Raw genomic sequence first — 19,009 nt, 5'->3', positions numbered from 1 at the left:
AGCTTAATTTAAATGTCGAGTTCTTCCACGAAAGCAGCGCGATCCGTGATGAAGCGGAAACGGGCTTCCGGCTTGGTTCCCATCAGTTCATCGACGGTGTTGCGGGTTTCATCGATATAGTCTTCGTCCACCTGCACCCGCAGCAGCGTGCGCTTCTTCGGGTCCATCGTGGTTTCCTTCAACTGCTCCGCGCGCATCTCGCCAAGACCTTTGAAGCGACCAATTTCCACCTTACCACGTCCGGTAAACATGGTGCGCAGCAATTCGTCCTTATGGGCGTCATCGCGGGCATAGGCTGTCTTGCCGCCTTGGCTCAGACGGTAAAGCGGCGGTACGGCCAGATAAAGGTGGCCGTTACGGATCAGTTCCGGCATTTCCTGATAGAAGAAAGTGATCAGCAGCGATGCGATATGCGCGCCGTCCACGTCGGCATCGGTCATGATGATCACGCGGTCATAACGCAGATCGTCTTCGCGATAATTCTTCCGCGTGCCACTACCCAGCGCCTGAATGAGATCGGCAATCTGCTGGTTTGCTGTCAGCTTTTCGCGGCCAGCGCTGGCGACGTTCAGAATCTTGCCACGCAAGGGCAGGATCGCCTGCGTGGCGCGATTGCGCGCCTGCTTGGCCGAACCGCCTGCCGAGTCACCTTCTACGATGAACAATTCCGCACCCGCTGCCGCATTCTGTGTGCAGTCGGCCAGTTTGCCGGGCAGGCGCAGCTTGCGCGTTGCGCTCTTGCGCACGGTTTCCTTTTCCTGACGACGGCGCAGACGTTCTTCCGCTCGGTCCACCACCCAGTCGAGCAGGCGCGAGGCTTCCTGCGGTGAGGCCGCGAGCCAGTGGTCGAACGGATCGCGGATTGCATTTTCCACAATGCGCTGCGCTTCCACCGTCGCCAGCTTATCCTTGGTCTGACCGACGAATTCCGGTTCGCGGATGAAGACCGACAACATGCCCGCAGCCGAAACCATGACGTCATCCGTCGTGATGATCGAAGCGCGCTTGTTATTGGTCAGTTCCGCATAGGCCTTGAGACCACGCGTCAGCGCAATGCGCAGGCCAGCCTCATGCGTGCCGCCATCGGCAGTCGGAATCGTATTACAATAGGAATGGACGAAGCCGTCGCCGCCATACCACGTGACCGCCCATTCGACGGCGCCGTGCCCGCCCTGCTTCTCGGTCTTGCCAGCAAAAAGCTCGCGGGTGACCTGATGCTCCTTGCCGAGGGAGGCCTGAAGATAGTCCTTCAGACCACCGGGGAAGTGGAAAACGGCCTTTTCAGGCGTTTCCCTTTTGGGGTCGAGCAGCGAAGGATCGCAGTTCCAGCGGATTTCGACGCCGCCGAACAGGTAAGCCTTCGACCGCGCCATGCGATAAAGCCGGTGCGGGTCGAAATGCGCCGTCTTGCCGAAAATATCCGGATCCGGGTGAAAGCGAACACGTGTGCCGCGACGATTATGCACTTCGCCTGCATCTTCCAACCCGCCCTGCGGAATACCGCGCGAAAAGCGCTGGCGATAGAGACGACGGTTGCGCGCGACTTCCACTTCCAGCACGTCGGACAGCGCATTGACCACCGAAACGCCGACGCCGTGCAGGCCGCCCGATGTTTCATAGGCCTTGCCGTCGAACTTGCCGCCCGCATGCAGCTTGGTCATGATGACTTCAAGCGTGGACTTGCCCGGCACCTGCGGGTGTTCGTCAACCGGAATGCCGCGGCCATTATCGGAAACGGTGATGAAACCTTCTGCATCGAGGCTGACTTCGATGAAATTTGCATGGCCTGCCACCGCTTCATCCATCGAGTTATCGATGACTTCCGCAAATAGGTGGTGCAATGCCTTTTCGTCGGTGCCACCGATATACATGCCGGGGCGCAAACGCACCGGCTCCAGCCCTTCGAGAACGCGGATGGACGAGGCGTTGTAATCATCGCCACCTGATGAAACCGGCGGGGCCTTGGTCGCAACCGGCTTTGCAGCCTGTTGAACAGGTGCAGACGGCAATGGCGTTGCCGCAGGTGGTGCGACGGGTTGAGGCGCGGCGCTCTGTTCCGTGCGTCGTTCCACCTGCCGCTCCCGGGCATTATTCACCACTCTCGAAAAGAGATCGTTGCTGTCGTCCATCTTTACCCGATAAGCTCTCTGTCAGAATTTCAGGAAGGACCATGCGGCTTGCTGCCCCGGCATGGACCGAAAATATACTGTCTGCGAATCATCCGAATGATGCCATGCGCAGCCGTGAAAGGCGAATGAAGTTCGCCTTACGTTCCACTTTCGCACGGCTTTATCAAAGGATTTCGTGTGATGTCGTGTCGGTTTGCACCGGAAACAAGGCGAAAGTCAAACAAGCGGATGTTCATTCGATGAATATGATGGAAACGGGGCCGTTGTTGGCCTACAGCGGACAAACGAGCATTTAGAAGAAATCGTGAGCGGGAAATGCAGGGCAGCGCGGCAGGCGGCGTAGAAGCGCATGTAAAAGGCATGGCCATTATGGTCGTCTCGGTGCTGATGCTTCCGCTGATGGACGCCATCGGCAAATGGCTGGCCATGATGGACAATATGCCTCCGGCAACCGTTACGTTCATGCGCTTTTTCGTGCAATGCTGGTTGATGTTCTTCATTCTGCTTGTGGCAGGTGGTGGAGTGGCGGCACTTCGCACGCAGCATCTGGCGGGCAACCTCATACGCGGGGTTCTGATGGGCTTTGGCGGCCTCTGCTTTTTCACAGCTGTCAAATATATGCCACTTGCCGACGCCATGGCCGTATTCTTCGCAGAGCCGCTTATCCTCACGCTGCTTTCGGCGATCTTCCTCAAGGAGAAGGTCGGCTGGCGGCGATTCAGCGCGGTCGGTATCGGCCTCATCGGCACGATGATCGTCATCCAGCCAAGCTTCGAGATTTTCGGCGCGGTGTCGCTGTTGCCGCTGGCGACGGCGGTGACATTCGCGATCTATCTGATCCTAAACCGCAAATTCGGCGCGAAGGAGAGCCCGCTCGTCATGCAGTTTTACGCAGGCGTTGGCGGCTGGGTGTTTGCGGGGCTCGCCATGCTCGTCGGGCCAACCATGGGCCTCGAAGATTTGAGCTTCGGCGTGCCCAACGGCATCCAGCCCTGGCTGCTGTTGCTGCTTCTGGGCACTATCGGCACGGTCAGCCATTTGATGGTCGTGCACGCCTTCAAACTGGCGCCAGCTTCCATGCTGGCACCGTTTCAATATCTGGAAATCGTGAATGCGGTTCTGGTCGGGCTGATCGTCTTCGGCGATTTTCCAACGCCATCCAAATGGTTTGGCATCGTGATCATCATCGGCTCGGGCTTCTATGTCTTCATGCGCGAGCGCAAACTGAAGGTCGAAGTCTGACGCTTACTTCACTGCGCGACGACCGAATACGTTTTCGAACGCCTTGCCGAGCGCCACATCCATATCGCCCAAGGTCACGGGCAGGCCGAGATCAACAAGGCTCGTGACGCCGTGTTCTGAAATGCCGCACGGCACGATGCCGCCGTAATGGCCGAGATTCGGCTCCACATTGATGGCGATGCCATGAAAGCTGACCCAGCGGCGCAGACGAATGCCGATAGCGGCAATCTTGTCCTCGCACATGTCGCCATTGGCAAGGCGGGGCTTTTCAGGGCGCATCACCCAGACACCGACGCGATCTTCGCGGCGCTCGCCCTTCACATTGAATTCGGCGAGGCTTTCAATGATCCATTGTTCCAGTGCGGCCACGAAAGCGCGCACATCTTCGCGCCGGCGCTTCAGATCGAGCATCACATAGGCCACACGCTGACCCGGACCGTGATAGGTATATTCGCCGCCGCGCCCGGTGTTGAACACCGGCAAACTGTCCGGCGTCAGCAGGTCTTCTGCCCGCGCGCTCGTGCCCGCCGTATAAAGGGGAGGGTGCTCCACCAGCCAGACGAGTTCACTCGCCGTGCCTTCGCGGATGGCCTGAACCCGCGCTTCCATGAAGGCGAGCGCTTCCTCGTAATCGGTAAGCCCATCCGCCACGAGCCATTCCACCGGCGGCGCATCGGCGTCCACAGGCAAGAACTGCACGTTGAGCGCGTCGCGTTGCGGCTTGGAGGAACTATCCATAAGTGAGGCAGAATTGGTCATGATGGCAGCATATGGCGGTTTTCAGCGCCCGTTTCCAGATGTCAAAATGCCTCTGCTCTTCACTGAACCGCGAGCGGCACTTCCGTTTCGCAGCGATTGCGGCCAGCCTGCTTGGCCCGATAGAGCGCCTGATCGGCGGCGTCGACCAGATGCGTATAGTCCGGATGGCCGTTGAATGTGGCGATGCCGATGGAAAGCGTCACGGTGTCCACCGTGCCATTGGTCAGATTGAATGTTTGTTGCTCGACCAGCTTACGCAGCTCTTCGCCAATACCAAAGGCCCTGTGTTCGTCGGTTTCGACGAGCGCGACCAGAAACTCTTCCCCGCCATAGCGGAAGACAAAATCTCCCGGACGGCAATGGGCCAGAATCGTTTCTGCGACCTGCTGCAATACGGCGTCGCCACCGCCATGCCCATGGGTGTCGTTGATCTTCTTGAAATGATCGATATCAACCATCAAAATGCTGAGATCGAGTCCTTTCTGCGAGGCCATGCGGATTTCGCGGGTCAGAATAGGCGGCAGAAAACGGCGGTTCAGGGCGCGTGTCAGCGGATCACGGCCTGTCTCCATCGTTGCTGCGGCCTGAAACAATTCCGCCAGCAGAAACTTCGCTTCGCCAATCCTTGTCTGAAACTCTGCCATCGCAGCTGGAAGCGCTGCCGGGTCACTTTTGCGGGCCGTATTCAAAGTTGGCAACAATTCATAATCGATGAGGCTGACGGTCTGACGCAGGCGCTCAAGCGTGGCCGAACCGGAAAACAGCATGTCGGCCTTGTGCTGCAGCCATAGGCCGAAATCCGAGCTGCCGAGCGAGAGCAGGGGGCTGTCGTTGTTGCCATAAAGGTTGAACAACAGAGATTGGCTCCATTCCATCAGGGCGGCGCGTTGCGATTCCCGTTCGAGTGGAATGTCGTGGCTTAGCGTGAAGGCGCGATATGCTTCGTCCGTCTGGGCGCTTTTGCGCGCGTCTTTGACGAAGGCCTGACTCATGATTTCAATGGCAATATCGACCGCATTGCTGACATGCACGATCAGCCGAGCCAGCGCATCGCGCTCCGGCACAGTCTTCTTCAACTGGCGGATGATTTCGTTTTTCAGCAGCCGTGCGCCCTGCATGACGATATGGATCGGCACCTGAATACGCGCATGAACCTCGCCAATCTTGCGCTGTTCCTGCACGAAAGCGGCGACATCCGTGGGACGACTCACCAGAAGATGCACGAGCCAGTCGCTGAGCGAATGTTGCAGACGATCATGCACGACAGTTTGCGACAGGAAGGCCGCCGCCTCGCGATTTTGCATCAGGCGGCTATAAAAGATGTCCACGAAGCTCTGTTTGTGCTGCTCGACCAGATCGGACAAAAGCCGCGACTGGTCTTCAGACAGGTGCGAGACCAGCTCTACCCATTCCTCTTCGGTCGCCCCAAGGCCTGTTTGAGATCCCCACCGCGTTGCATCGTTCAACAAGGCCGCACCACCCATATCCAAAATCCCGCCAAGCGCTGCCAGTTCCAGCAACCATCGTTACCGGCCAAGACCGGTTGAAATGGGGAACAGGATTCTGCAGCTTTCTTCAGGTTCTATAAGGTGTGCTCGGCGGAACTCAATGCCTTATGTCGTTGATGTGCGAATTTGCCTGCGAACGGCGTTGCTCGGGGAAATTCGGGGTCGAAAAAGCCCTCGAAGTCGCTGTGGCGCCGTTTTTATGCCTTCAGCCGGTTAATTTCGCCGTTTCATACTTCATAGTAAATTACTGAAATATAGGAGGTAAATTGCGTTCGGCTTGAAATTTGATATGATTGCTAATCATATTCAGGGTGCATTCATGTGGGAGACTTCATGATGCATGCACCTGAAAAGGAGAAGCATAATGAAGAGCAACCTTACAAGTTTTTGGTCTGGCAAGGCATTGCTGGCCGGAACGATTGGCGCGACATTTCTGATCGGCGCCATCGCACCCGCAGCTGCGGCGCCGGTCATGCCTTCGGCTCCAGCTGTCGCCAACGAAAACATCCAGCAGGTTCGCGACCACTGGAGAGGCCGCGGCGGACATTGGAACGGTTACCGCCATGGACCACGTCCGGGCTGGCATGGCGGCGGTTATCGTCCGGGGCCGGGCTATTGGAACGGCCATCGCGGCTATAACTACTACCGCCATGGCTATCGCCGCCACAGCGACGGCTGGTGGTATCCGCTTGCGGCCTTCGGTGCGGGCGCAATCATTGGCGGGGCTATCGCGGCTCCACCGCCGCCACCTCCACCGGTCTATCGCGCACCGGCCTACAACACGTCTCATGTGGAATGGTGCTATGACCGTTACCGGTCCTACCGCAGCTCGGACAATACGTTCCAGCCTTACAATGGTCCGCGCCAGCAGTGCTATTCACCGTATCGCTGATAGATTCGGCCTCAATGAATAGGAAGCCGCCCTTCGGGGCGGCTTTTCTTTTGTAAAAAGCAGCAAAAACCATCAGCTTGCGCTGATTGAAGCCAGTCTCGTTTCGCTATGGCGCGGGATTACGTGCAGTTGACAGGATTTTTTGAATTTATGTTGGAGAAACGTGATTTTATGGTGTTGACCATTCGAAAACTCGCCCTTATGTTCCGCCGCACTTCCAGGGACGATTTGTTCCTCAGGGAGCGCGTAGCTCAGCCGGTAGAGCAACTGACTTTTAATCAGTAGGTCCAGGGTTCGAATCCCTGCGCGCTCACCACTTTTCCAAGACCTTATTTGATCGACTCTCCAGTCTTTGGATCGATTTTGATTTCAACTTTTGCGCCGTTCTTCATGAAATACTCGATCTCATAATAGCCGCGATCATTCCAATCGACTTCATCGACATATGACACGTCCGAGGTTTGCTCGATCTTCGAAATGATTTCAGAAAGTTTCTGTCCTTCCGGGGCGGCGGCTGACGCCAGGCCACAGGTCGCTGCAAATGCCAGAACGGTAAGCATCAAACGCATTGGTTCTCTCCATTTTCCATTGTTACATGGGGAGATATAGGCCCGCATTCAGCAATGTTAAGGAACTAAATCCTCTGCACCTCGAATCTGGTCGCCTACGACGCTTCTTCCTCGACGGCAGTCTGTGCGATCTGTTGGGAACCGCTGTTGATCTGTTGTGCGGCAAGGAAGCCGAGCCAGACCGCGATCAGGCATAGGATAACCGAAATACCGATATTGAGCAGAGCTTTGCCGGGTTGGCCTGCTCGCAGGAGATCCAGCGTTTGCAGGCTGAATGAAGAAAATGTGGTGAAGCCGCCGCACACGCCGACCATGAAGGCGAGACGCCAGATTTCCGGCACCGCAAAGCGCCCCTGTTCAAGTGTCAGCGCACCGAAAAAGGAAATCGCAAACGATCCGGCTATATTGATGACGATTGTGCCCCAGGGAAGGTCGCGACTGACGGGCAACATCAAAAGCGCGAGCCAGTAACGCGCTACACTTCCGATTGCGCCGCCGAGCGCCACCATGATGGTTGCTTGCATAATTCACCTGTCAAAATTGCGGAACGAAATGCCTGCTGGAGAAAGTCGGGCAGGGGATAACCCTCAGCCCCGGCAGCTTCCCGCTATCGACGCATTGCGTTCCTGTTGTCAATTCGATCAGGAGTCATCAGCCAGAAGCGGCGGTTTCGGGAGAACCCCATTCCCATCATGCGCATCGTTTATATAGAATAGCCGCACGCCCCGTCAACGCGACTGGAGCTTCACAATCGCGCAACCCGATTCCGCAACGCATCGCTGATGCGATAAATAGTGGAAGCCGGTGCGGGAAGAGTACGTCGCATGAAAGCGACTTTCTTCAGGTAGCGGTCGATTTTCCAGGTGGCCCATGTTCCACCGCGGAAATAGCCCACATCACCGGCTTTCAGCGTTCGGTGTTTTCCGTCGGCATCGGTGACATGCACCTCGCCTTCGAGAATATAAACCGTTTCATCCCAGCCGAAATACCAGCGGAATTCGCCCGCGGTGCAATCCCAGATCGCAGTGAAAGCCGCGCGGTCACCGCTGGCGGATTGCTCGCACGAACGTGCCCTTGGCGATCCCGCCAGTATCCATTCAGGATTAATCGGCGCGGATTTCAGCTCCATGTCGAATGCATTATCGGCGATGAGCGCAGGCTTCGCCGGTGTGCTAAAAATATTAGGCTTAAAGACATTTGGCATTGTACGCGCAACCGCCATAACGGCTGTCGCCAGCATAAATTTCCAGGCCATGGTATCCCCCCCGATCCACAATGGCCTGTTCTTAGCTGTAAATCGTCGGAAAAGTATTAATTCGCGAGTGAATTTGGCGCGCCAAAACCAGAAATATAGTTTCCAACGGGCGTATCCATGCTTCAATTTTATTGAACTGATAGTGCGTTTTAGCCAATGAAAATGAAAAGGAGCTTGTGATAAGTGTGATGATGAACCCTCTTTCAGAGGGCATTGTCAGATCGATTTCGATAAGAGGCGCGCGTAATGAGCCAGACGAAGCTATTTTCTCCTTTGGACGTGGGCGGTTTGCATCTGAAAAACCGCATTGTCATTGCCCCGATGTGCCAATATTCGGCTGAAGACGGCAAAACGACCGATTGGCATCTGATGCATCTGGGTAATCTGGCGCAGTCCGGGGCAGGGCTACTGACCATTGAGGCAACGGCAGTCAGCCCAGAAGGCCGGATCAGTTATGCGGATGTCGGGCTTTATTCCGATGAAACCGAAGCCGCGCTGGAACGGACGCTCGACGGTATTCGTCGCTGGTCATCCATGCCCATCGCCATGCAGCTTGCGCATGCAGGCCGCAAAGCATCCACTGATTTGCCATGGCAAGGGGGACGCCAGATTGCGCCGCAGCACGAGAACGGCTGGCAGACCATTGCGCCATCCGCAGTGGCGTTTAACCCCGCCGACAATGCTCCGACGGCGATGGATAAAGACGAGCTGAAGCGCATCCGCGATGCATTTGTAAGCGCTGCCAAACGCTCGGCGCGGCTTGGCCTCGATGCAATCCAGGTGCACGGAGCCCATGGTTACCTTTTGCATGAATTCCTGTCGCCGCTCTCGAACAAGCGCGACGATGAATATGGCGGCTCGCTGGAAAACCGTCTGCGTTTTCCGCTGGAAGTGTTCGACGCTGTACGTGCAGCGTTTCCGGCAGACCGTCCGGTCACGATGCGCGTTTCCGGAACGGATTGGGTCGAAGGCGGTTGGGACATCGAGCAGACCGTGGCGTTCTCGCACGCTTTGGCCGCAAGAGGTTGCGCAGCAATTCACGTTTCGAGCGGCGGCCTTGATGCGGCACAGAAAATTCCAGTTGGCCCGAGCTATCAGGTGCCGCTGGCGCGCGCTGTAAAAGCGGCTGTCAATATTCCCGTCGTTGCTGTTGGTCTGATTACCGATTTCGAGCAGGCAGAAGCCATTCTAGCCACTGGTGATGCTGATATGATTGGACTCGCACGCACGGTTCTCTATGATCCGCGCTGGCCGTGGCATGCGGCGGCGCATTTCGGCGAAACGATTGAGGCGGCTCCCCAGTTTCTGCGTTCACAGCCGCGCCAGTTCCGCAATCTCTTCACACAGGCAAAGTAACGAACACCCGCCAAGCTGGATTAAACGGGGCAGTCTACGCTGCCCCTGACTGCTATGATTAATTGCATAACCTATGTTATGGAACATAAGTATCCATAAGTTTGCGACACAACAGCAAAACCCGACCGTGCATTATTTTTGGTGTTGGGGGCGGTAATTTTCGAAATGCAAACATTCTGGCTTGTCGTCCGGCCTATAGCTTCACCCAGATAATCAAGTTGCAGCCTTGCGGTTGAACGTTATCCCCAGCCAACCCCCGAGTGAAAATTCATCCGAATCGAGTTTGAATTTCTGTCTCTTCAACTGACAAGCGGAAGCCTCAAACCCTAGAAATTACGGAGATTTTTGCCAAAATCTGATGTAAAACAGAGCGGCAAAATTGTACGGAAACTCGTTTTTCCGTACCCGTTTTCGCCCACAAAAATCGCTCCCAATTTTTTGATTATTTGTATTAAATCAATGTGTTGCTAAGTTCGCTTGCATGTGGTCCGCTTATCCATAAGATGCAGGACATTTCATAAATTTCAAAAGAGGGGTTCTTAAATGTATCGGAAATTTCTACTGACAGGCGTATGTCTTCTGGCACTGGCAGGTGCGGCATCTGCCGAAACCGTACTCAATCGCGGTAATGACACAGATCCGGCCACTCTCGACCATCACCGCACCTCCAGTGTTGCCGAGGGTAACGTGCTGCGCGACCTCTATGACGGTCTGACCATTCAGGATGCTGACGGCAAGGCAATTCCCGGCGTCGCCAAGTCCTGGGATGTTTCCGAAGACGGCACGGTCTACACCTTCCATCTGCGTGACAATGCGAAATGGTCGAATGGCGATCCGGTCACCGCAGGTGATTTTCAGTTCACGTTCCGTCGTCTGATGGACCCGAAGACAGCTGCCGGTTATGCCAGCATGCTGTTTGTCATCAAGAACGCAGAAGATATTGCAGGCGGTAAAAAGCCTGTCGACCAGCTTGGCGTTGAAGCTCTCGACGACCATACGCTGAAGATCACGTTGAACGCCCCTGCTCCGTATTTTCTCGAGCTTCTGACACACCAAACCGGCTTTCCGCTGAATCAGAAAAGCGTTGAGGCCAATGGCGACAAGTTCACCACGCCCGGCAAGATGGTGACCAACGGCGCCTATATGCTTGAGAGCTTCACGCCGAACGACAAGATCGTCATGAAGAAGAACCCGTATTATTATGAAGCCGATCAGGTGAAGATCGATACGGTGAACTGGATTCCCTTTGAAGACCGCGCCAGCTGTATGCGCCGCTTCGAGGCCAAGGAAGTGCAAATCTGTTCCGACGTTCCCGCCGAGCAGATGGATTATGTGAAGAAAAATCTCGCCAAGGAATTCCGCATGGCGCCTTATCTCGGCGTCTATTATCTGCCGGTCAAAGGCAAATCGGCGGACAGCAAGCTGAAGGACGTCAAAGTGCGTCAGGCGATCTCGCTGGCCATCGACCGTGAATTTCTGGCCGATCAGGTCTGGCAGGGAACCATGCTGCCCGGCTATTCCATGGTGCCGCCCGGTATCGCCAATTACCTGAAAGACGCGCCAAAGCTCGATTATTCCGACGATATGCTGGAGCGTGAGGACAAGGCCAAGGAGCTTCTGAAAGAAGCCGGAGTGGAGCCGAATACGCTCTCCATCGAGTTGCTCTACAACACGTCCGAGAACAACAAGAACACCATGGCGGCCATTGCCGACATGCTGGGCAATATCGGCGTGAAGGCCTCGCTCAACGAGACCGAAGGCGCAACCTATTTCAATTTCATGCGCGATGACGGCCCGTTTGATATCGCACGCGCTGGCTGGATCGGCGATTACAACGACCCGCAGAACTTCCTGTTCATCAGCCAGGGCAATGTCAGCTTCAACTATTCCAAGTGGAAGAACGCCGACTATGACGCGCTGATGGCCAAGGCGGAAAAGACGACCGATCTCGGTGAACGCGCCAAGGTGCTGGGCGAAGCCGAAAAAATCCAGCTTGATGAAGTGGGCAATATTCCGATCCTCTATTACTCGTCGCGCGCGCTCGTTTCGGACAAGGTCGCCGGATGGAACGACAATCTTATGGATAGCCACAAGACCCGCTGGCTTTCCCTCAAACAGTAATTTCAGACAGGGCTGCGCTTGGTGGCGCGGCCCTATTTTTGCGTGGAAGAGGAACGAGATACCCCCTCTCCCGCCAGCGTTTCCGTTTTCGCCTTACGATGGGCGAAAGCAGAGAAAATACCAGAAAAACAATAATCTAAAGCCCTTAGTGGGATTTGTCGGCCAGGTTTTTGACCATCCGGCAAAGAAGGGACAACGACATGCTGGGCTATACGCTCCGACGATTGGGTAGTGCGATACCCACGGTCTTCATTATCGTCACGCTGACATTCTTTCTAATTCGGCTCGCGCCGGGCGGTCCATTCGACCTTGAGCGCCCGATTGATCCGCTGATCCTCGAAAATCTCAAACGCGCCTATAATATGGATGCGCCGCTCTGGCAGCAGTATCTGATTTATCTTGGTAATCTCTTGCAGGGCGATCTCGGCCCAAGCTTTACGCGGCGCGATTTTTCCGTGAATGACCTGTTCGCGTCAGGTTTGCCGGTGTCGATCATGCTCGGCACTTTGGGCCTGACGCTGGCGGCGATCATCGGCACTTTTCTCGGCACGCTTGCCGCGCTGAAGCAGAATTCCGCCGTCGATTATTTCGTGGTGGCTCTGGCGACCTTCGGCATCACAACGCCCAATTTTGTTGTAGCCCCCCTTCTCAGCCTGCTCTTCGGCGTCATTCTGGGCTGGGTTCCGGCAGGCGGTTGGTCATCGGCCAATGTCACCTACTGGATATTGCCGGTGCTGACGCTTGCTCTGCCGCAAGTGGGGGTTATTGCCCGTCTGGTGCGTGGCGCAACCATTGAAGCGTTGCGCGCCAATCATGTGCGCACCGCCCGCGCCTATGGCTTGCCGACCCGTGTTGTGGTTGGCGTTCATGCTTTGCGTGCTGCTATGCTGCCCGCCGTTTCCTATCTTGGGCCGACTGCCGCCGCCCTCCTCACAGGTTCGGTTGTGGTCGAGACGATTTTCGGCATTCCGGGCATCGGACGCTATTTCGTGCAGGGCGCGCTCAGCCGTGATTACACGCTCGTCATGGGAACGGTTGTGGTGATCTCGATCTTCGTCGTGGTGTTCAATCTGATTGTAGATCTTCTCTATGCATGGCTTGATCCGAGGGTTCGCTATGACTGATCTGACCGTACCAACGGAAACCGCCGAATTGAGCATGCCAAGCCGCTCGCTCTGGCAGGATGCATGGCTGCGCCTGCGCAAGAACAAGGCCGCCGTCGCCAGCGCTATCGTACTTGCCGTCTTGGCTCTTGCGGGCATTTTCGGGCCGATGCTGAGCCCGCATCCTTATGACAAGATTTATCCGCAGTTCGTGCGTGTTGCGCCAAGCCTCGAAGCCTATCCGCGCGCGGATACGATCCTGCCCGGCCTTGAACGCGAACTCGCCCGCGCGCGATTGAAGGCCTCCGCCGAACCGGAACTGACCGGCAACAACATCATTGTCGACTTTACGGCGCAACGCCCAACCGACGACCGTGTTCTGCGTTATTTCCAGCGCTCCGATCTGTTCAGCAATCCGAAGGTGGAACTGGCCGCCGACGGCCTGAGCGGTAAGCTGACGCTCAACGTAAGCCGCAATTATTTCCTGCTTGGCACGGATAATCTCGGTCGCGATCTGATGACGCGCATCTTCATCGGCGTGCGCATGTCGCTGGCCATCGGCCTGCTAGCCTCGGCCATGTCGCTGGTGCTGGGCGTCTCCTTCGGTGCGATTTCCGGCTATCTCGGCGGGCGCATCGACAATGTCATGATGCGTGTTGTCGATATCCTTTATTCGCTGCCGTTTATCTTCTTTGTGATCCTGATGCTCGTCTTCTTCGGGCGCTCAATCTTCATCATCTTCATTGCCATCGGCGCGACGGAATGGCTGGATATGGCACGCATCGTGCGCGGCCAGACATTAAGCCTCAAGCGGCAGGAATTTGTACAGGCGGCGGAAGCGCTCGGCGCAACACGGCGCGGGGTCATCACGCGGCATATCATTCCCAACGCGCTCGGCCCGGTGATCGTCTTCGTCACATTGCTGGTTCCCAAAGCGATCCTGCTGGAAAGCCTGCTCTCCTTCCTCGGCCTTGGTGTGCAAGACCCCCTCACCTCGCTCGGCTTGCTGATCTCGGAAGGTGCCCAAAACATGCGCGGTGCAAGCTGGCAATTGATCTGGCCCGCAGCAACATTGACCATCATTCTGTTTGCGCTGAACTTTTTGGGCGACGGCCTGCGTGACAGTCTTGACCCGAAGGACCGCTGAGATGACGAAGGAAACCATTCTGAGCGTTCGCGATCTTCGCGTGACCTTCGACACCCATGATGGCCCGGTTCCGGCAGTGCGTGGTATCGACCTCGACGTCAAGGCCGGGGAAACGGTGGCCATTGTGGGGGAATCGGGTTCCGGCAAAAGCCAGACAACAATGGCGCTGATGGGGCTGTTGGCGCGCAACGGCAAGGCAACAGGACAGGCGCTCTATCGCGGTCAGGACCTGATCGGCATGTCCGACAAGGCGCTGAACAACATTCGTGGCGCCAAGATCACCATGATCTTTCAGGAGCCGATGACGTCGCTCGATCCGCTCTATCGCATCGGCGACCAGCTTGCCGAACCGTTGCGCTATCACCGCGGCATGAGCAAGAAACAGGCGCGCCCGCGCATTCTGGAACTGCTGAAACTCGTTGGCATTCCGGAGCCAGAACGCCGCATCGACAGCTATCCTTACGAACTGTCCGGTGGCCAGCGTCAGCGCGTGATGATCGCGATGGCACTCGCCAACGAGCCCGATATTCTGATTGCCGATGAGCCGACCACGGCGCTTGATGTCACCATTCAGGCGCAGATACTCGACCTTTTGGCCGATCTGCAACAGCGCCTTGGCATGGCGGTTGTGTTCATCACCCATGACCTCGGCATCGTGCGCCGTTTTGCCGACCGGGTTTATGTGATGCGCTCCGGCGAGGTGGTCGAGACCAACCAAACGGAGGCGCTTTTTACCGCGCCGCAGCACGCGTACACCCGGATGTTGCTCGATGCCGAACCGGAAGGCGAAAAACTACCGCCTCCGGATGAAGCGCCTGTCTTGATCCGCGCCGATAATGTGAAGGTCAACTTCCTGATCCACAAACCTTGGCTCGGCGCTGCCAATTTCATGACCGCGGTGAACAATGTCTCGCTCACGCTCAAGGAAGGTCAGACCATTGGGATCGTTGGCGAGTCCGGTTCGGGCAAATCCACGCTCGGCCGTGCTATCCTCCGGCTTCTCGATTCCGAAGGCCGCATCGCCTATCTCGGCAAGGAATTGCCACGCGACCCGCAAGCCATGCGCCCGAAACGCCGGGAACTGCAACTGGTTTTTCAGGACCCGTTTGGTTCGCTCAGCCCGCGCATGACGGTAGGGCGCATCATCACCGAAGGGCTGCTGATCCACGAGCCACAGCTTTCAGCCAGGGAGCGTGACCGTTGGGCGCAGGAAGCGCTGAAAGAGGTCGGGCTGGACCCCGCCATGCGCAATCGCTACCCGCATGAATTTTCAGGCGGACAGCGCCAGCGTATCGCCATTGCCCGCACCATGATCCTGAAACCGCGCGTCATCGTTCTGGACGAGCCCACAAGCGCGCTCGACCGATCGGTGCAGAAGCAGATTGTGGCACTGCTGCGTGATCTGCAAAAGGAGCACGGCCTCTCCTATCTATTCATCAGCCACGATATGGCTGTGGTCCGCGCCGTGTCGGATTATGTGATCGTGATGCGCAATGGCAGGATCGTTGAACAAGGCGATACTGAGCAAATGTTCGATCATCCTCGTGAAGACTATACTAAGGCGCTGATGGCGGCAGCGCTCAGCGAGGAACGCTTCGGCTCGGCAAGCTAACGCAACCGGCATTCTTCAAAGCATACGATGAAAACGGGGCTTCGGCCCCGTTTTTTATTGCCCGGTTTAGAACTGCGAAGAAACGATGTGTCCGGCTGTAATTTCAAAATAGGTATCAATAAAACAAAGGCAACTAATAGGCGTTGTAAAATAAATATTAAAATGAACACACTGTCATATTCCTTATATTATTGCAAAAATATTGCAAAATTAAATATTTGGAATGAAAATATTCTCAATAAAATAAGGAATGAAACCTGAAATAATATTTTCAAAAATCAGGAGATATATATGCGAAGTTCTCGTCGAATTGTTCGATTATTAGCTGCGACTATTTATCTGTTTCCTTCTTATTCCAACGCGCAACAGGCCGAACCATCTCGAGCATTCACGTCCGACGCGGAATATCTGGCAAGCTGGGGCCTCCCCATGATCAACCCCATCCCCGCATACCGACGCGGTTTTACAGGAAAAGGCATCACGGTCGCCGTGCTCGACACTGGCATTGATATCTACCATCCGGAATTTGCCGGGAAAGTGCATCCCTGGTCGAGAAACTTCGGCACTTTCATGCACGAACGCGATGTTCGGGACCTTCAGCGAAACGGGACGCCCATCGGGCACGGAACCCATGTCAGCGGTACCATCGCGGCAGCCCGCAATGGAACCGGCATGCATGGCGTTGCCTATGATGCACAAATCCTCGCCTTGCGGGCCATCGTGCCGGACCGGCAATATGACGCGATCAACAGGGCACTGCGCTATGCATCAACGACAGGGGTGAAGGTGCTGAACGGCAGCTATGGCCCCTATGCGTTTCCTACCCCTTACAACAACCGCAATTATCAACGGTTGAGCTATCATCCGATTCTGTATGGCAACTATCTTCGTAATGATTATGAAGCCCTGAAAGTCGCCGCCAAAGCCGATATCGTCATGGTCTTCGCTGCCGGCAATAATTACAAGGTCCAGCCATATTCGTCAGCCCAGCCGAGCGGCAGCGCCCTGTTTCCTGCAATCACACCCCAGAATACCGCGCTCGGCAAATATAAATTTGTCGATGGTCGCCGCCGCGATCTCGACATGAACAATCCCAACACATTCCGCCTTTTGGCACCGAATGATCCTGCCGTCGCCAATCTCGACTTTTCGGATTTGAGAGGCTCGATCATTGCCGTTGTTTCCGTTGGTCCAAACCGGCAAATTGCGAGCTACAGCAATCGTTGCGGTATTGCGGCAGAATGGTGCATGGCGGCCCCAGGCGGCGATACGGGCGGCGCTGTTTACTCGACCTATCCCGGTGGCGGTTATTCCTACATGCAGGGCACATCCATGGCGACGCCGCATGTTGCCGGTGCCGCCGCCGTTGTGCGTCAGGCCTTTCCCTATATGAATGCGCGGCAGACGATTGAAACCCTGCTGACCACCGCCACCAATATCGGCCCGACCGAAATCTACGGCCAAGGCCTCCTGAATCTTGGCGCGGCAATCAACGGGCCGATGAAATTCCGCCATGCCGAAGGTTTCAACGTCGATACGCAGGGCTATTCTTCAACGTGGTCCAATCCCATCTCCGGCATCGGCGGTCTGACAAAACGTGGCGCAGGCATTCTGCGGCTCACCGGTGATAACAGCTTTACCGGCGATTCCGCAGTCGTCGGTGGAACGCTGATCTTCGACGGCGACAACTACACATCCGTCCGGGTTGCAAGAGCAGGGCGACTAAGCGGCATCGGCAGCGTCCAATCCGTGACCAACGAAACCGGCGGTGTTGTCGCTCCCGGTGATAATGGTGTCGGCACACTGACCGTCAAAGGCGATTACATCGGCAAAGGCGGCACGGTCGAGATTGCCACCGGTATCGGTGCCGATAATAGAGAGACCAGCCGTCTGGTCATAGCTGGCGACAGTTCCGGCAACAGCCAGCTTCGCCTTGTTTCCTATGGCCAGTCCAGCCAGCAGATTGCCGATGATACCAAGATCATCGAGGTTGCAGGCAATCCGGCGGGTACATTCGCGCTCGCAGGCGATTATACGACGGAAGACGGCGAAGCGGCGGTTGTCAGCGGCGTCTATGCCTACGAAATCACCGCAACACCTGACCAGCCGACCGAAGCCCCCTCGCCTGCGGCGTCAGAACCGGCTGCTTCTGCGGCAACCGCGAATAGCGTGGCGCTGACTGGTGACGGCGGATTTTATCTGCGCAATACATCCGCCAATGGCGAAAAGCGCTATAATCCGTCCATGCCGATCTATGAAGGCTATGCGCGCAATATGCAGGCGTTGAACCAGATGCCAAGTTTGCAGCAGCGCGTCGGCAATCGATACTGGACCGGTGATATATTGCCGAGTGAGGATATCAAGGACGGCCATGCGACGGCAGGACCGGATATCGCCATCGACAAATATGGCGTCTGGGGCCGTATCGAAGGAACCCACAGCAAATTTGCGGCGGGCGGCTCCACCGCCGATGTGACGCAGGATATCGGCGTATTCGTCATGCAGGCCGGTATCGACGCGATGTTTCACGAGAGCGAATCCGGTCGCCTGATCGGCAGTCTGACGGCGCAATATGGCAAAGCCAGCAGTGATATCTCGTCGTTTAGTGGCGATGGCACCATCGACACCGACGGCTGGGGATTAGGCGGCGCACTCACCTGGTATGGCAATAATGGCTATTATCTCGATGGACAGCTCCAGTTGACCTGGTATGACAGCAAGCTCGTGTCCGATACACTTAAAAAGTCATTGGCCGATGGCAATAAGGGCTTTGGCTATGGTCTCAGCCTTGAAGGTGGACGACGTATCGAAGTCAACGAACATTGGTCGATCACACCGCAGGCGCAGCTTGTCTGGTCTTCGGTGGATTTCGACAGTTTCCACGATGTCGCGGGCGTACCTGTCGATCTGCGCAACGGCGACAGCCTCAATGCCCGCATTGGGCTGGCGGCGGAATACCATAATGCATGGCATGACGAAAATAACAGGCTGACCCAGACCAAACTCTATGTCGCCGCCAATCTCTATCAGGAGTTCATGAACGACTATAAGATCAGAGCGGGTGGTGTTGATTTCAAAAGCGAAAACGACAAAACCTGGGGCGGTATCGGCGCCGGTGGAACCTATGCCTGGGCCGATGGCAAATATGCGCTGTTCGGCGAAGGCATGGTCAAGACCAGCTTCGAGGATTTCGGCGATAATTATAGCCTCAAGGGAACGCTCGGTTTCAAGGTGAACTGGTAATCTCATCTCATAACAACCAGAGGACCCCGTCAGGGGTCTTCAAGTTGAAAGCAGAATTCGGAACGTTTCCACG

The 19,009-nt window shown here is 56.1% G+C and carries 15 protein-coding genes, 1 tRNA gene and 1 riboswitch; of the genes, 10 read left to right on the top strand and 6 right to left on the bottom strand.

Translation table 11 applies throughout. From position 1 onward, the window contains the following. Window positions 1-8 precede the first annotated feature (8 nt). Window positions 9-2,129, bottom strand: coding sequence for a DNA topoisomerase IV subunit B (parE, locus tag FIC94_RS02360; RefSeq protein WP_140023790.1), 2,121 nt, complete (start codon window positions 2,127-2,129; stop codon window positions 9-11). A gap of 41 nt (window positions 2,130-2,170) precedes the next feature. Here parE and FIC94_RS02355 point away from each other — a divergent pair, with 41 nt between their 5' ends. Beyond that, window positions 2,171-2,425 carry a hypothetical protein gene (locus tag FIC94_RS02355; protein WP_140023789.1) on the top strand — a complete coding sequence of 85 codons (255 nt, stop codon included), beginning with the start codon at window positions 2,171-2,173 and terminating at the stop codon, window positions 2,423-2,425. Between the two features lie 19 nt (window positions 2,426-2,444). After that, window positions 2,445-3,371, top strand: a complete 927-nt coding sequence (locus FIC94_RS02350) for a DMT family transporter (RefSeq protein WP_140023788.1) — start codon at window positions 2,445-2,447, stop codon at window positions 3,369-3,371. A gap of 3 nt (window positions 3,372-3,374) precedes the next feature. On the opposite strand, the gene lipB is transcribed toward FIC94_RS02350, so the two are convergent. Continuing rightward, a complete protein-coding gene (gene lipB / locus FIC94_RS02345; protein ID WP_371830819.1) occupies window positions 3,375-4,109 on the bottom strand; it encodes a lipoyl(octanoyl) transferase LipB in 735 nt (244 codons plus the stop codon). A gap of 80 nt (window positions 4,110-4,189) precedes the next feature. Continuing rightward, window positions 4,190-5,650 carry a GGDEF domain-containing protein gene (locus FIC94_RS02340; RefSeq protein ID WP_235891937.1) on the bottom strand — a complete coding sequence of 487 codons (1,461 nt, stop codon included), beginning with the start codon at window positions 5,648-5,650 and terminating at the stop codon, window positions 4,190-4,192. A gap of 352 nt (window positions 5,651-6,002) precedes the next feature. Between FIC94_RS02340 and FIC94_RS02335 the strand changes: the two genes are divergently transcribed. Then, the gene (locus FIC94_RS02335) at window positions 6,003-6,530 is read left to right on the top strand and encodes a BA14K family protein (RefSeq protein ID WP_140023787.1); all 528 of its coding nucleotides are present in this window, start codon (window positions 6,003-6,005) and stop codon (window positions 6,528-6,530) included. 240 nt (window positions 6,531-6,770) lie between these two features. Then, a tRNA-Lys gene (locus FIC94_RS02330) sits at window positions 6,771-6,846 on the top strand. Window positions 6,847-6,859: 13 nt separating this feature from the next. Here the strand turns inward: FIC94_RS02330 and FIC94_RS02325 are convergent. The 3 genes from FIC94_RS02325 to FIC94_RS02315 form a co-directional block, all read right to left on the bottom strand. Beyond that, window positions 6,860-7,099, bottom strand: a complete 240-nt coding sequence (locus FIC94_RS02325) for a PepSY domain-containing protein (RefSeq protein WP_140023786.1) — start codon at window positions 7,097-7,099, stop codon at window positions 6,860-6,862. A 95-nt stretch (window positions 7,100-7,194) separates the two neighbouring features. Next, window positions 7,195-7,623, bottom strand: a complete 429-nt coding sequence (gene crcB, locus FIC94_RS02320) for a fluoride efflux transporter CrcB (protein WP_140023785.1) — start codon at window positions 7,621-7,623, stop codon at window positions 7,195-7,197. A 111-nt stretch (window positions 7,624-7,734) separates the two neighbouring features. After that, a riboswitch (Fluoride riboswitch) is annotated at window positions 7,735-7,797 on the bottom strand. Window positions 7,798-7,844: 47 nt separating this feature from the next. Beyond that, a complete protein-coding gene (locus tag FIC94_RS02315) occupies window positions 7,845-8,354 on the bottom strand; it encodes a cupin domain-containing protein (protein WP_140023784.1) in 510 nt (169 codons plus the stop codon). 246 nt (window positions 8,355-8,600) lie between these two features. Between FIC94_RS02315 and FIC94_RS02310 the strand changes: the two genes are divergently transcribed. From FIC94_RS02310 to FIC94_RS02285, 6 genes are all read left to right on the top strand, one after another. Further along, entirely contained in the window at window positions 8,601-9,710 is a 1,110-nt protein-coding gene (locus FIC94_RS02310; RefSeq protein WP_140023783.1) for an NADH:flavin oxidoreductase/NADH oxidase, read from the top strand. Window positions 9,711-10,253: 543 nt separating this feature from the next. Beyond that, window positions 10,254-11,831, top strand: a complete 1,578-nt coding sequence (locus tag FIC94_RS02305; protein ID WP_140023782.1) for a peptide ABC transporter substrate-binding protein — start codon at window positions 10,254-10,256, stop codon at window positions 11,829-11,831. Window positions 11,832-12,031: 200 nt separating this feature from the next. Beyond that, on the top strand, window positions 12,032-12,955 hold the full coding sequence (locus FIC94_RS02300; RefSeq protein WP_109367385.1) for an ABC transporter permease: 924 nt from the start codon (window positions 12,032-12,034) through the stop codon (window positions 12,953-12,955). After that, the gene (locus FIC94_RS02295) at window positions 12,948-14,081 is read left to right on the top strand and encodes an ABC transporter permease (protein ID WP_140023781.1); all 1,134 of its coding nucleotides are present in this window, start codon (window positions 12,948-12,950) and stop codon (window positions 14,079-14,081) included. The genes FIC94_RS02300 and FIC94_RS02295 overlap by 8 nt, the downstream gene beginning before the upstream one ends. A gap of 1 nt (window position 14,082) precedes the next feature. Next, window positions 14,083-15,693: an ABC transporter ATP-binding protein gene (locus tag FIC94_RS02290; protein WP_140023780.1), complete on the top strand. Its 1,611-nt coding sequence runs from the start codon at window positions 14,083-14,085 to the stop codon at window positions 15,691-15,693. Between the two features lie 429 nt (window positions 15,694-16,122). Continuing rightward, the gene (locus tag FIC94_RS02285) at window positions 16,123-18,936 is read left to right on the top strand and encodes an autotransporter outer membrane beta-barrel domain-containing protein (protein ID WP_180917879.1); all 2,814 of its coding nucleotides are present in this window, start codon (window positions 16,123-16,125) and stop codon (window positions 18,934-18,936) included. Window positions 18,937-19,009 lie beyond the last annotated feature (73 nt).

Origin of the sequence: Ochrobactrum teleogrylli (assembly GCF_006376685.1) — a bacterium.
GTDB lineage: Bacteria > Pseudomonadota > Alphaproteobacteria > Rhizobiales > Rhizobiaceae > Brucella > Brucella teleogrylli.
The sequence above is the reverse complement of the archived record's forward strand: the minus strand, read 5'-3'. Positions and strand labels throughout refer to the sequence as shown.